The organism is Amycolatopsis sp. NPDC028719 (assembly GCF_055565395.1).
Window position 1 is genome coordinate 282,385 of sequence record NZ_JBVHUL010000009.1, and the last position, 13,013, is coordinate 295,397.

The window sequence follows — 13,013 nt, forward strand, 5'->3', positions numbered from 1 at the left end:
GGCGGCCATGCGATGCTCACCGACTGTGTTGTTTCGGCTGAAGTATTTGATCATGGTGCGGTTGTTTGGCAGGCTGGGTCTACTCACTCGATCCTCGATCGCCAAGGATGTCGAGATCCTGGTTGGGCAGCCGTCTGTCCAGCCGCATCCAGGTACCGCCACGCCACGCGGGGCCGTGCTCGCTGCTGTCGGAGGACGCTGCCGGTGCCGGGTTCGGATGGACTGCCGGCGAAAGCATGGCCGAGGTGAACGAGCGGAGCGGCCCGCAGTCAGAGTTCGGACCTGCTGTAGGCGTCCACCCAACCGAGCGCGAACGTTGTGCTTAGCGAGCAAGATCGTCCCACAGACACTCAATTACCCCATGGCGTAGCCGAGCCGAACGCCACGATACGCCGCCGACCTGCGCAAATCAGCCCAGGGTCAGCCGTGTAGATAGTGAGCAAGATCGTCCTCGGACACCAAAAGTGGTGAACTTTCACCAACTCTCTCACATCAAGCCGATCACCGTTCAAGGTGGTCGGCATCTTGCGTCCCGTAGTCGGACCACCCGATCGGGGCGGTGGTCGGCGTGATCGTGGCACCCGTGATCCCCGGCGCGGCTACGGACGGGCTCCTGGACCGGCAGGCTTCTCCTGCGGTGGCGCTGCCGTTGCCCGCGCCGCTGCCGGAACGGACACGCTCAGGGCTGGACTACGCGATCGCCCGGATCAGCACTTCCGGCCGCGTCTGTGTGTGGCCGCTGCTGGATCAGCTCGGCTGGCCCGACGATGTCCGCCTCAGCGTGACGGTGGTCGGGACCTCACTGCTGATGCGGCCGGACCCAGGTGGCGTGTTCGCCTTAGGCAAGCGGCGGATGGTGGTGCTGCCGATCGCGCTCCGGCGTCGCTGCGGGATCTCCGCCGGCGATGACGCATTGCTGGTCGCCGACGCGGCACGCGACGTCCTTGTCGTGCATCCTGCAAGCGCCCTCGATCAGATGGTCACCAGCTACCACGCGTACCTGATCGGCGGTGATCGTGATGACCGCTAGCCCGATGGAGCTGGACGCGGCCCGGCTGCTGCTGTCGAAGATGGGCATCGCCCCGGCTGATTTGCTGGCCGAGACTGGGCAGCGGCCGGTGGTCCCGACGTTCTCGGAGTACATCCCGCTGGTCTCGCGGGCGGTCTCGCCCGCGACGGCCAGGTCCTACGGCTCCTACTGGCGCCGCGTCGAGGAGGCGTGGGGCGACCGGCGGCTGGACGAGCCGACGCCGTCGGAGATCAAACAGCTGGCGGAGGCGAGCCGCGCAAACGCTCTCGTGCGCCGCAACAGCCGCGGCGGCCGGAACGCGGCGGAGAACCTCATTGCCGCGATCCGCTGCCTGTACCGGCACGCGGTGAACGACCAGCTGCTGAGCGAGTCGCAGAACCCAGCGCTGAAGGTGGCCAAGCCGCGCCGGCTGCCGTCCCCGCGCCGGGCGCTGGCTGACCACGAACTGGTGGACATCAACACCGCGGCCGCGACGACCGGCGACGACCCGCATCTGGACACCTTGCTGCTGCGGCTGCACACCGAGACCGCCTGCCGCCGCGGGGGAGCACTCGGCCTGCGGCGACGAGACCTGGAAGAGACCCAATGTCTCGTCCATCTCCGGGAAAAGGACGGCACCAGCCGTTTCCAGCCAGTCTCGCCGACCCTGATGCGGTTGTTGCTGTCCCATTCGACCGAGCGGGGCGCGACCCATCCGGACGCGCAGCTGCTGCGCTACCGCACCGGCGAGCCGATCACCAAGCGCCGCTACGACCACCTCTGGGACCGGGTCGGCCGCCAAGTGCCCTCGGTGCGCACGCAGAACGTCTCCACCCACTGGCTCCGCCACACGACACTGACCTGGGTGGAACGCCGCTTCGGCTACGGCGTGGCCCACGCCTACGCCGGCCACTTCGACTCGGCCGACAGCGCCACGGTCACCTATGTCAAAGCCTCGCTCCAAGACGTAGCCACCGCCTTGGCCGCCTTGACCGGCGAACCCCATCCCCTTGCTCACAAGCATGCCCGTGGAGGTGCCTGATGAGCCGCACGGATCGATGGACAATCGGCCTGGTGGTCCAGTGCGCCTGCACCGCGCTGGTCGCGCTCGGCGCGGCGTACGCCTCCTACCGACACGGCCGCGTCTTTGCACTCCGCTTCGGCGGCGACCCGACAACGGCGTCGATCTGGCCCCTGATCGTCGACGGCTTGCTCACCATCGCCACGGTCGAGCTATGGAAGGCCGGCCATGACACCGGCCGTCGGATCGCGTGGCTGGCGTTCGGGTTCGGGATCTGCCTGTCGTTGTGCGCCAACATCGGATCCACCGAAGACCACACGGTCTTCGGAGTGATTGTGGCGGCCAGCCCGCCGCTGGCGTTGCTGTTGGCGGTCGAGCTGCTCAACCGATCTCTACGTCGTTGCCGCGTCAACATCGAGATCGACGAGAGCGCCGAGACTTCGGAGCGAGACCTCGTCTCGGACGAGGCGGAGGCGACGGCGGAGCAGCGGATGTGGCAGCACTATGTCCGGGAGCACGCGCGCGGCCGTGTCTCGACCGGCGCCGAGCTCGATCGTGTTGCCAACACGTGCAACTACGGCCGCCGCATTCTGCGTACTTGGAAGGCCGCTGGCCGACTGGACAAAGCGGGACGACCGGTCGGGTCTCACGGTCTGGTGTCCGCTGACCTTGTAGCGGCGGACAGGGTCGCCTCCTAGAACCCATCACAAGCTGTGCGGTGGCCGAGATCCGTCTGGTGTCGGGCGGGGTCTTCCCCACCCCGCCCGACACACCGAGCGTAGAACATATGTTCGACGCAGTGCAAGTTGGCTGGCTGGTCCGGCAGCGGTCGATCGACCGTACGGGGTGCGACTCCTCAATCCGCTGGTTAAGAGTGCCCACCCTGATGTTCCGGATGGTGTCGAGTGATGTCGGCCAAGGTCGTTTTCCTCGGTCGTGGGGTGGCGACGGTGTCGGCCTGTGTCGCGGTCTGTCGTCGCGTGCATGCGCTCTCGGGCTCACCTCGGGCTCGCAAATGCCGGGTCGTGTCGTCTGGTCCGAGCCTCCTGCGGCGACCGATTCGCGGAAGGCGAGACAGCTATCCCGAGGAGGCTGACGTGGCGGTGCGGCCATGAGGCGGCTCAAGGATTGGCTTGCTCAAGACCTTGCTCTGTCCATCCAATGCATCTGCACCGGTCTGGTCGCCCTCGGCGCGGCGTATGCCTCCTACCGTCACGGACGCGAGTTCGCGCTCCGCTTTGGAGCGGACGGTGTGACCGCCTCAATCTGACCGCTGTTGGTCGACGGTTTGCTGACGATCGCGACGGTCGAGCTGTGGAAGACCCATCGCAGCGGTCACCCGTCGGGTCGATGGGTGGCGTGGCTGGCGTTCGTGTTCGGTATCTGTCTGTCGCTGGTGGCGAACGTTTGCTCGGCGCCGGCGTTGAGCGTGTTGCAGGTGACGGTGGCGGCGTGCCCGCCGCTGGTGTTGCTGCTGGCAGTCGAACTGCTGAACGGTGCGTTGAAGAATCGGTCTCGCGAGACTGTCTCCGAGACCGCTGGCGGTGCTAGCGAGACGGATAGTCGGCCCTTCGAGACGGAGGCGGACGACGAGACCGCGACACCGGTTCAGCCGGTCGTGGTCTCGCCGTCAAGCATGGGGGTTTCTGAGCCAACGGCTGAGCAGCGGATGTGGAAGTACTACGTCGGCGAGCGGGCGCGCGGCCGCACGCCGACAGGCGCTGATTTGGATCGGGTAGCCGGAACGCACAACTACGGCCGACGAATCCTGCGCAAGTGGCGAGCTGAGGATCGTCAGAACACTAGCCCGCTGAGCGGGCGCACCAGCGGTGCCCGCAAGTGGTCGAGCTCGGCCAGTGGGTCGTCGGTCAGCCCGCTGTGCACTGACCCGGCTAGCACGACCGTGCTGCGCGGGCGGTGAGTCACCGAAAGTGTCGGCCGGCATTGTGGCGACGGCGCAACCGGTGTCGTTACGCAGCCCTCGCCGGGACGCCGGCGTTCAGAGTTCTTCGGCTTCGAACCGAAGTGCGCGATCGGCGCTGTCGACCAGATCGGCGAATGTGATCACCTGGACTCGGCTCAGGTGGGCGTTGTACGAACGGATGGCCTGTTCGACCTGCTCACGTGTGACGTCGTCGCTCGTGGACAGCTCGGGGTGGCCGATGATGACCGTTCCCCTGGCGCGCCGGTAGTCGTACTCCAGACCGAGCTCGTTGCGGTAGTACGTCCCCATGGCCGCGCCCAGTTCGTCGATGCCGCGGAGGTAGTTCATGCATTGCCCGACAGCCGCGTGGACGTCGTTCGAAACGATCAGATGGTTCCGCTGCGCCTTGACTAGCTTGTGACCTGGGCGTTTCAGCTCGACGATGTGAATGCTGCGGTCGGCACATACAAGCGGGATGTCGTGCTCGTCGAGGGCGAAGCTGTCGCGCCGTTCCAAGACACCGGTGTACTGGCCGCCGAAGAGCCAGTACTTCCGGCCGATCATCTTCTGTATCTCGTTTTCGGTCGTGTCCGGGTTCAGGACGAGGTCGCGCAGTTCCTCGACGGTCTGCCGACGTCGGTGGATGACGTCGAGGTCGACAGCTAAGCGGCCGGCGTCGGTGGTGCTCAAACCTGCGACCACGACGCTGAGGTCGTCGCGTTCGGCGAGTTTTCGTCCCAGTTCCGCGGCCTGGATCTTGCTTCGTCCGCGAGCTTCCCGAATATCTTCAACGCGTTCAGCGATCTTAGCGGCGAACGAGGCGAAGCCCATTGCCGGGTCCGGCTCGCGGACGTTCACATTGGGTGGAGAGGTCGAGGTCAGGAAGCAGATCGCGTCGTACATCTCGTCGTTCAACAAGCGTCGAAAAAAGGCGTGGAACTGGTCTTGAACAGACTCGGGCGGTCCGGCTGGGAAGGTGCTCAAGGCGGTTTGCCGCGGCCGGTTGGGATCCGTTGTATCCCAACGTTCTTCGAGGAGGAAAAGTTGTCCCACAGCGGGTTTCAAGGCCCGCACGGCACGCTGGTCGAAGGCTCTGGCGACATTGGCGCCGGCCGCGACGACGTCGTCCATCCTGTTGCGCATGTTGTTCCTGATGGAGCCGAACAGCGCCTTGATGTCGATCGCGGCTACGGGCATGTCCTCTTCGAGCACGAGGATGTCCCACGGCCTGCCGGTGTTCTGGTACGCCCCGGGAACCGGTAGCGGGCGGCTGACGTGGATGGTGGCGCGGTCGATGCCGACACTGACCAGTTCCTCGACGACTGAGTCGATCATTGCCTTGTATCCGAGCGTGACAGGCCTGGACGAGGGACTGTCCTTCGCCCCCCAAAACTTGCGGACGGCGGCTTCGGCAGGGTGCGTCGGCACAAGTGCTCCTCGGCGTTGATCGCATCGGTCGACCCAGCATCTTGCCTGAACGCGTGAACTGCTGGGCGCTGGACGCACCGGAACACCGCGAAAGAAGTGCGTCGGGTCACCGCCGGAGCCGGGGGGTCGTGGGATGCCATGACCTGCGGTACCGTTGCGGCACGAGAAATGGCCAGCGCAGAGATCGTTTCGCCGCCGTGCGAGTGCGATCGTCCAGGGCGGACGAAGCCGGCCTGTCAAAGAAGCCCGACCTGGCGGAGAGGTTCATCGCCCGAGGCGTCCTTGACGGTGTGACCGTGTTCGAGGCTCTTCAACGTCACGACACCCTGGCGAACGCCGTCGGCGTGGAACGTCGACCAGTTGCGGCACTCTGGGCAAATGCGACCGGCGATGAAGGGACGCAGCAGGTGCAGCCGGTGGCGGGTGTCCTTCAGATAGAGGCTGTCCACCTCCACGTCGGGCTCGGGGTAGGTCATCGTCCGCGTCGGAACAACGGGATGATCGCCCATCAATTCGCGATAACTGACCATGGCTTCCTGGCGGATGCTGTCCCATCTGACCGCAGTGATGTGGATTAGCGACAGGTCGGACAGGAACTTCGCAGCCGTTAGCAAGGTGCGCAGATCGGCTGCAGCGGACTTGGTCGCCTGCGGCAAGTCGGTCGGATCAACCTTCCGCAGGTGTGAGTCGTCGTTGCGGCGGTCGTTGAGCCTCTTGCGGGCCGCTGCGACCTGGTTGCTCGCGAGGAGCGAGCGGAGGTCGTCCAAGGGGTGGGCCTTCGGAAGGTTTCGGAAGGCTTTGCCGTCTCGCACCTCTTCCAGGATCGCGGACCAATCGCCGAAGCCCAAACCTTTCCCTTTGGCGAGGGAGGCCTGGACGGTGCTGCGATACCCGACGTTGACGTTCGCGGCCCTGGCGAGGGCCAGGGCCAGGTGGGCGGTGTAACACAGAAGCACCTCAGCGGCTTGCAGGATTGCGTCGTAGGCGTCCTTGGAAGAGCCCGCGCTGAGCTCCGCTTCCACAATCCGCCAGCGGTAAGCGACCGGGTACGGGAATCGGGTCCGGACGAGGTGGTCCTGGTCGGCGATATTCGACGCAGCTTCCAGCCGAAGTCGTGAGTTGCGTCCGTGTTCGACGAGCCGTGCCCTGGCCGCCTCGAAGTCTTCGTTGTCGGGGAATGCGGCCTCCAGGACGGCCGCCGCTTCCACTCGCCACGCTTCGAAGCTCCGTTCGGCCTCGGCAAGGTCGGACAAGGCGGCGCTCAAGGATTCGTCGGGTCTCGGCAGCGACAGCCCTCGGAGAGTTTGTCGATTCAGCGTGCCTACCGCGCCGCTGTGTGCATCGAGCAGTTCACGGGCCAACTCTGATCGCAGGTACTTAACGACCAGCGAGCGTTGAGCCCCGTCGAAGTCCGCTTTCGGACGCAGCACGGCCACGCTGTTGGTGGCGACCGCGGGTAGATCCTCCTCGGAGACTTCGGCCAGGATCAGTTTCTGTCCCGCCATCGTGATGGCCCTGACGACGACGTCGCCAGCCTGAAGTTGCCTAGCCGACGGTACTTCGGCCCACTCGGTGTCCTCGTCCGGGAAGGCGATCGTGCCGTCGCGCTTGATCTCACGGCCACCGATGACCCTGATCGCTCCGGGAACGTCGGCGGCGCACTTGAGGGCTCGGTCGGTGGTGAGGTTGAAGCCAGATGGCTGGACCTCGAAGATCTCGTCGAGCGTTCCCGCGCCACCGAACACGGTCAGGGAGTCGCGTCGGGCTTTCAGCCGCGGGGCATGGCGGGCGAAAGCCAACGATTCCCCGGGGGCTGGCACCTCTGGTAACACATAGCCGAAGGCGCCCTGACCGCTTTTTCTCGCGAGCAATCTGCCGAAGTCGTCGAGGATGGCTGCGTCGTCGTCGGCAGCGGAGCATTCGAAGATCCGCAGCGGTGGCCTCTCGTCCTCGACCTTGGGCCTGAGGAAGACGGTCGCGACGACGAACCGGTGGTCGAGACCGGGTAGGAGGCCCCGGGAGTACTGGACGAGAACCGGTTGCCAGTTGCGTCCGAGTTGTTCCCTGAACTGTTCGGAGCCGACCGATACCAGGCTGATCGCCGGAATCACGGCTGCGAGCAACGCGCTGGACCTCGGCGGGGTGCACTCCAAGAGCATGAGCTCGTGCTCGTGCTGGCTCACCTCGCCTGTACGACGGCGTCCACGGCGGCCCCACGGTGGGAGCAGGAGCACGGGTCCTTTGCTCAGGGCGCCGGCCACCGCTTCGGATAGGTTGGCTGCCGTCGCGACTTCGTTCGCCGGCCAGGCCTGAGGTGAGTCGTTCCAATCCAGCCCCAGCTCGTCGTCCGCGAGTCGCAAGAGGGTGGGTCGGGCCTCGGCGAGGTGTCTGAATGCCCGGTCGACCAAGGTGAAGTAGAGCGGCGGTGTACGACTTCCGAGTGGGTGATTCGTGGCTCCGCTTGGCACAGTGATCAAGCATACGGGAGAGCTCGGCGTCGGAAACGGGGCGAATCGCTCGGTGTCGTCGACCACGGCGACTTGCCTCGATCTCGCCCCTCGACCTTGGCTGGTACTCGGCCGGGGTGACCTGATTGTGTTGACATCGGATCCGGCACACTTGCCGCTTGGCCGGGGGCGACGTGGAGGTGACGGTGGCCGGCAGCTTGCTCCGGGCGCGGGTTCCGGAACGCCTGGCAGATGCGCTCGTACTCGGTCTTTCGGCGTAGGGAGCCCATGGTCATGGATTCGGTGGTGCCGGTCGATCTCTCCGAGTACGAACACCTCGGTGACCCGGCCGCTGAGCACGTGTTGAGCAAAGCCGATCACCGGCGTCAGAAGGAATACGTCGCCATGGTCGCCTACGCTTCCGCGGTCGCGGAAGCTGCACCACCACTGCCCGATGCGGTGATCGAGAGGGTGAGTTCCCTCTTTGCGAGCGTTGTGCGTCAGCCGCGGAGCAACCTGATGAGGTGGCGGGTTCGGCTGTACTGCGGGCACGTGGCCGAGCGAACTTCACACCGAGACCATCGGACCGTTCACGCCGCGATTTCGGGAGGTGCGCCCTGTGCCACGTGCGGTCTCGAGCCCTCCATCGTCATCGCGGCAAGGCCGCTTGGCCTGGCCGGAGTGCCGGAAAGCCGAGCACCGGGATCCGCGAGCTCGAGGAGGAGTTGGCTCGCCTGAATCGGCGAAGGTCCACGGTTGAACGCGAGCTTCAGGGACTGGATCGCCGGATGCGGATGGTGCAGAAGCAGCTGGAGGTGCACCGGCCGTGTTCGGACGCAGTACACAAGTTCACTGTTCGTCCTGGCGCGAAAGTTCTCCACCGCGGGGCTTGCCGGCACCTCCGTCCTTCTCAGCCGGGCGTGACCGCTGAAGCCGTTTTGAGGATGAGTGCAGCTCAAGCAGAGGAGTGGTTGCGGGCCGCGTCATCCCGTCGTCGTTGCCTTACCTGCCATCCGCGCGAACGGCCTGGCGGGGACGTCAGGACCTAGCTGGGCGACGCTTCCGGGGCGCCGACGGAGGCGAAATCTCCTCACCTTGCAGAGCTGCCTGGAGTGCGGGAAGGCAGTCGCCCAGGGAAACGCCGTAGCCCAGGCCGGTCGCGCTGAAACCTCGTCGCGCGATCGTGGTGGCCAGTTGCCAGTCATCCTCGTCGGATTCTGGCTCTTCCCGGTCCTCCGGCTCCGCCGAGCCCAACCAGACATACCGTGTGAGGCTGGCACAGCCGAGCCTGGTGACGAGGTTGCGGAGGAACAGGCCGCAGGTGTCGTTGTCGACACGGTAGTGGACCTGGTCCATCAGGACCAGGCCGCCCGGGCCCGCGTCCGCGCTGCCGAAGGAGAGGCGGCACGCTGCCGGAACCGCCGCGATCGTCCAGTCGAGGTGCGCGACGATGAGGTGGGCCGATGGTCCGGTACGAGTGCAGAGATCGAGCAGTTCGTGGTCGACTCCGCTGCCGTGGTTTTCGAACACGGCCAACACCGAGCCCGGGTGAGCGACTGCCATCGATTCGAGCATGAACTGCCATTTCGCCCCGGCGGCCAGCCACGTGTCGCGGACTTGCTCGGAGAGATCGCTTTCCTCGGTCCGGCGCATCCGTCGGCAACGTGCGTACTCCTCTTCGGCGAGTTCGCTTGTCGCCGATTCGCCCGTGGTGCCCATTGCGACGGATCTGAGCCAGTCCGGCAGGCTGTCGCGGTTGATCGAGGACCTCATCCCCATGTAGGTCGTGATGTCGGCGGCGTCGAACAACTCGGCGGCGGTCTCGACGAAGTGGTCGTAGTAGGGCTTGTGCTCACGCGGGGTCCGCCCGCGCCGCACCCAATCGGCCAGGACCATCAACGCCGGCCTCTCGTCGTTGACCGCGACGAAGTGACACACCTTCTCGACGAGTTCCTCGTGACGCCGGGTTTCCGCAGCCGCCACCGAAGCAAGCGGTTCCGTGGCGAGCAACTCCAGGACGTGGGGATTGCCCCACCGGAGGCCGGGGCGAAGGGAGCGGACCGGAATGTTCCCGTGGTCCCACTCGTCCTCTGCTGCGTCCGTCTCGTTCGACAGGCGCACCAGACGACTGGCAGCAGCGAGGTAGTCACCGAGCATGCCGGGCGGATCACAGTGGAGACCCTCGGGCAGCTTGCGGTCGGCAAGGGTGCCGCCGGCCGGTTGGACGAATTCCTCGGAGCGCACCCTTGCCTTCAACGACGTGCAATCTGGGTCGGCGTGCCAGCGCGTGCCGGTCTTCGTCGCCCACACCTGCAGTGTCGTCCCGGCCCATGGGCCGAGAGGGAGGTCGCCGAGGCTGAGCGGGGTCTTCGGTGTGCCTTCGTCTCGGACGAGCTTCAGCATGCAGCACTCCCGGAAGTCGTCGGATGCACCGACGGTATCGTTGCCGAGCTCACCCGCCGTTACGTTTCCGAGGCCCGCGCCTGAGCTGCCAGCGGCCGATCGACACGACGAGCGTGGTCGAGTCGACCGTCGTAGCCGTTGCCGGTTCGCCTTGTCTCCGTAGTGCCAGGATCAGCTCGGCGCACACTGACAACTTCGCCCGCACGAGAGCGTCCTGGCGATTGGTGAGGACAAGGTCTTCTCGAACTCCTTTCGAACCCAGCCAAGCCAGGAGCAGGTGCCACGAGCTGAACGCGATCACGAGTACCGTGGCCACGATCGGGCCGGAGTCGAACTGAACGGTACCCAGCCAGGTGACGGCGAACGCCAAAGCCGACCCGAGTACGAGCGGGAGAAAGAACGACCGCCGGTGCCCATGCCAGAGCCAACGCCGGGCTGCGTGCCGATCAAGCTCGTGCCGGACGAACTTCGTCCATCTCGCCGAATCGTGGTCCGGGGCAGCCGGCCATTCCTGAAGTGCGGCCGGAGCCTGCATGCCCAGGCGCACTAGGTCGTCAGCAGTCTTCAGACCACGGACCGACGGCTTGCGCCGGAGGTCGGCGAGGTTCTGTTCGAAGTCATCAACCACCTCTCGAGGTGCTGGTCCTTCTTGTAGGCAGCGTCGCAGGGTGGCCTCGAGGACGAAGGGGTTGGTGATCCAGGCGCGCAGCGGACGGGATGCCCAGAATCCGATGATCAAGCCGCCGAACTGGACCGAAACCAGTGCGATGCCGAGCAGGATGACGAGCAGGAGCTACGTCGTGAAGCGGAATTCGCTGTTCACGACGTACGTCGACGCTCCGAGGCCGGCGAACGCACCGGCCACCGTGTTGACCGGGCCCATCAGGGAGAGCGGGGCGGCGAGGCTGGCCCGGTTGCGCACGTCTTCGACGTGGTCACCCGTGGTCCACCGCAGACGTCGGTTGGATATGCGCGACTGGATTGGAGTGACGACGATGTACGTCACCAGCCACAGGTCGGTCACGAAGAGCGCGACGGTGGTGATGGCCAGCGCAACGATCACGACTGCGCACAGTAGCCGACTGGGGGTCCTCGGTCGTCACCAAACACGCAATGATCAACGGCAGCAACACTCGAACGGACGAACGAGTTCGCAATGGTCGCCGTGCTCTCTGCCTGAGCGTGCCTCTGACAGCCGGTGCATTGGTCGCTACGGTGGGATTCGGCAGTTCACGCTGCACCGCCAGGGCCGCTCCGACGGTAACGAGCAGCCCGAGTCGGATGTCCGACAGACGACATCGGTGCGCTGCCCGTGGGCTCGACGCCGTCGTGACCGCTCCGAGTGGGTGATCGTGGGCCGGCCAGCAACCCCAAACCGAACCCGGCTCGGTGGTTGTCAGACCTTGTGGCCGGCCGGGCCGATGATGCTGGCGAACGCTTGATCACGGCGTTCGCAGATACCGTTCGCGATCTTGCGCAGCGAGGACTGCAACCAAAGATCAGCGGGCGAGCCCGCCTCGTAGTTGGCCTCCGCGATGGAGTTGACGCGGCCATCGTCTTCGAGTTGGCGTACGCCGTCGTAGTTGCTGGCGGAGCCTTGGGCGGTGTACACCCCGAGCGTCATGCCACCGTGTTTGCCAACGACTGAGAAGCAGGGCACATCGCTCGGACCGTCCGCGATGTAGATCATGTTGGGGATGGGAATGCGGCGATCCTCGTCCGCCATCCGGGAGTTGACGTCGATCTGCTCGACGTTCGCCCCTTTGTTGATCTCGAAGATCGCGCGTGTCTTGGTCGTGTTGTCGAGCACATACCCGACCTGCGACAGCACGTCAGTCTCCGCCGCAGCGTCCGGTGAATCGAGGTAGCCGGCCGTAGGCGGGTCGGCCAGCAGTTCGCACGCCCAGACGCCGTCCACGTGCTCGTGGATCGGGTTCCCTTCGATCATCTGCCGCAGCCCGGTCGACACGATGTAGTGCTCGACTGTGATGTTGTGGTGTCGGTATTTGTCGTCCTCGGAGACCAGCTTGCGCGTGCGCGCCATGAATTCCGGCATGCCAGGGGCCAGCGGAACCAGCGCGCCCAGTTCGCGCAGTTTGGCGTTGGTGAGCCCGCTGAACGGGCCATCCTGAACGTAGCTCAAGAGATGACCGAGATAGGCCGTGTCAGCGGAGACCCGTAGGCCGCGCTGCTGGTAGTGGCCGACCAGATTGTTGACCTCGCTCCAGAACTTCTGTGCGTCGACTCCGAAGGCGTCGAACAGAGGGACCTGCATGTACCCGGGCGTCAAGGTCTTGTCAAAGTCCCAGATGAACGCGACGACAGTCTGAGTGTTCAACGAAGGTGGCATGACTCAAGCGACCTCGGGCTCGGTGAAGGCCATGTCACGGTCATTTCGCTCCCACCACCCCTGCAGGTGAACCGGAAGGCCCCGAAACACCTCGTGCGCTGCCCCCATCGTGTGCAGCGGCACGAGCGCGTTGACAGCCCATCCTTGATCGGCGAGTACGAGCAGGGCCTGGCGGGCGACATCCCAGTGCTCGTCGGCGGTGAACACGCACTCGACACGGCGCAAGCGGGGCACGAGGACGACGGATCCCAGAGCGGCTCCGGTCACGGAGCGTCCGAGTTGTTCCGCGAGCGATGCCCACGCGATCAGTCGCGACTCTTCACCCGCGACGTGCCATGCCCGTACGGCGGCGTCGCACACTTTCCTCTCGAGAGCGGACGGAGTGTCCGAATTCGTCGGCGTGGACATGACCCTTAGGCTACGTCGTCGGG

At 65.5% G+C, this 13,013-nt stretch carries 11 protein-coding genes and 1 pseudogene; 4 read left to right on the forward strand and 8 right to left on the reverse strand.

Annotated elements, in window-relative coordinates:
- Positions 1-568: 568 nt before the first annotated feature.
- The 4 genes and pseudogenes from ACZ4TR_RS36020 to ACZ4TR_RS36035 form a co-directional block, all read left to right on the forward strand.
- On the forward strand, positions 569-1,030 hold the full coding sequence (locus tag ACZ4TR_RS36020; RefSeq protein WP_465292450.1) for a hypothetical protein: 462 nt from the start codon (positions 569-571) through the stop codon (positions 1,028-1,030).
- Positions 1,020-2,051, forward strand: coding sequence for a tyrosine-type recombinase/integrase (locus tag ACZ4TR_RS36025; protein ID WP_465292452.1), 1,032 nt, complete (start codon positions 1,020-1,022; stop codon positions 2,049-2,051). The genes ACZ4TR_RS36020 and ACZ4TR_RS36025 overlap by 11 nt, the downstream gene beginning before the upstream one ends.
- Entirely contained in the window at positions 2,051-2,728 is a 678-nt protein-coding gene (locus ACZ4TR_RS36030) for a DUF2637 domain-containing protein (RefSeq protein ID WP_465292454.1), read from the forward strand. The genes ACZ4TR_RS36025 and ACZ4TR_RS36030 overlap by 1 nt, the downstream gene beginning before the upstream one ends.
- A gap of 590 nt (positions 2,729-3,318) precedes the next feature.
- A pseudogene (locus tag ACZ4TR_RS36035) lies at positions 3,319-3,495 on the forward strand (DUF2637 domain-containing protein); the annotation flags it as partial.
- Positions 3,496-3,824: 329 nt separating this feature from the next.
- Here the strand turns inward: ACZ4TR_RS36035 and ACZ4TR_RS36040 are convergent.
- The 8 genes from ACZ4TR_RS36040 to ACZ4TR_RS36075 form a co-directional block, all read right to left on the reverse strand.
- Positions 3,825-3,956 (reverse strand): DUF3037 domain-containing protein, encoded by a 132-nt coding sequence (locus ACZ4TR_RS36040; RefSeq protein ID WP_465292456.1) that lies wholly within the window; start codon positions 3,954-3,956, stop codon positions 3,825-3,827.
- Between the two features lie 73 nt (positions 3,957-4,029).
- Positions 4,030-5,289, reverse strand: a complete 1,260-nt coding sequence (locus ACZ4TR_RS36045) for a Shedu anti-phage system protein SduA domain-containing protein (protein ID WP_465292458.1) — start codon at positions 5,287-5,289, stop codon at positions 4,030-4,032.
- A 329-nt stretch (positions 5,290-5,618) separates the two neighbouring features.
- A complete protein-coding gene (locus ACZ4TR_RS36050) occupies positions 5,619-7,565 on the reverse strand; it encodes a hypothetical protein (RefSeq protein ID WP_465292460.1) in 1,947 nt (648 codons plus the stop codon).
- A 1,302-nt stretch (positions 7,566-8,867) separates the two neighbouring features.
- Positions 8,868-10,232 (reverse strand): hypothetical protein, encoded by a 1,365-nt coding sequence (locus tag ACZ4TR_RS36055; protein WP_465292462.1) that lies wholly within the window; start codon positions 10,230-10,232, stop codon positions 8,868-8,870.
- A 49-nt stretch (positions 10,233-10,281) separates the two neighbouring features.
- Complete coding sequence (locus tag ACZ4TR_RS36060) at positions 10,282-10,971, reverse strand: hypothetical protein (protein WP_465292463.1); 690 nt, start codon at positions 10,969-10,971, stop codon at positions 10,282-10,284.
- Between the two features lie 54 nt (positions 10,972-11,025).
- Complete coding sequence (locus ACZ4TR_RS36065; RefSeq protein ID WP_465292465.1) at positions 11,026-11,295, reverse strand: hypothetical protein; 270 nt, start codon at positions 11,293-11,295, stop codon at positions 11,026-11,028.
- A 333-nt stretch (positions 11,296-11,628) separates the two neighbouring features.
- The gene (locus ACZ4TR_RS36070; RefSeq protein ID WP_465292467.1) at positions 11,629-12,570 is read right to left on the reverse strand and encodes an HAD family hydrolase; all 942 of its coding nucleotides are present in this window, start codon (positions 12,568-12,570) and stop codon (positions 11,629-11,631) included.
- A 15-nt stretch (positions 12,571-12,585) separates the two neighbouring features.
- The gene (locus tag ACZ4TR_RS36075) at positions 12,586-12,990 is read right to left on the reverse strand and encodes a hypothetical protein (RefSeq protein WP_465292469.1); all 405 of its coding nucleotides are present in this window, start codon (positions 12,988-12,990) and stop codon (positions 12,586-12,588) included.
- Positions 12,991-13,013: the final 23 nt, after the last annotated feature.

What these genes read in the sequence shown, in the direction of transcription:
- ACZ4TR_RS36055 (WP_465292462.1), bottom strand. Translation starts at nt 10,232, where the DNA reads ATGCTGAAGCTCGTCCGAGACGAAGGCACACCGAAGACCCCGCTCAGC.
- ACZ4TR_RS36030 (WP_465292454.1), top strand. Translation starts at nt 2,051, where the DNA reads ATGAGCCGCACGGATCGATGGACAATCGGCCTGGTGGTCCAGTGCGCC.
- ACZ4TR_RS36025 (WP_465292452.1), top strand. Translation starts at nt 1,020, where the DNA reads ATGACCGCTAGCCCGATGGAGCTGGACGCGGCCCGGCTGCTGCTGTCG.
- ACZ4TR_RS36045 (WP_465292458.1), bottom strand. Translation starts at nt 5,289, where the DNA reads ATGATCGACTCAGTCGTCGAGGAACTGGTCAGTGTCGGCATCGACCGC.
- ACZ4TR_RS36075 (WP_465292469.1), bottom strand. Translation starts at nt 12,990, where the DNA reads ATGTCCACGCCGACGAATTCGGACACTCCGTCCGCTCTCGAGAGGAAA.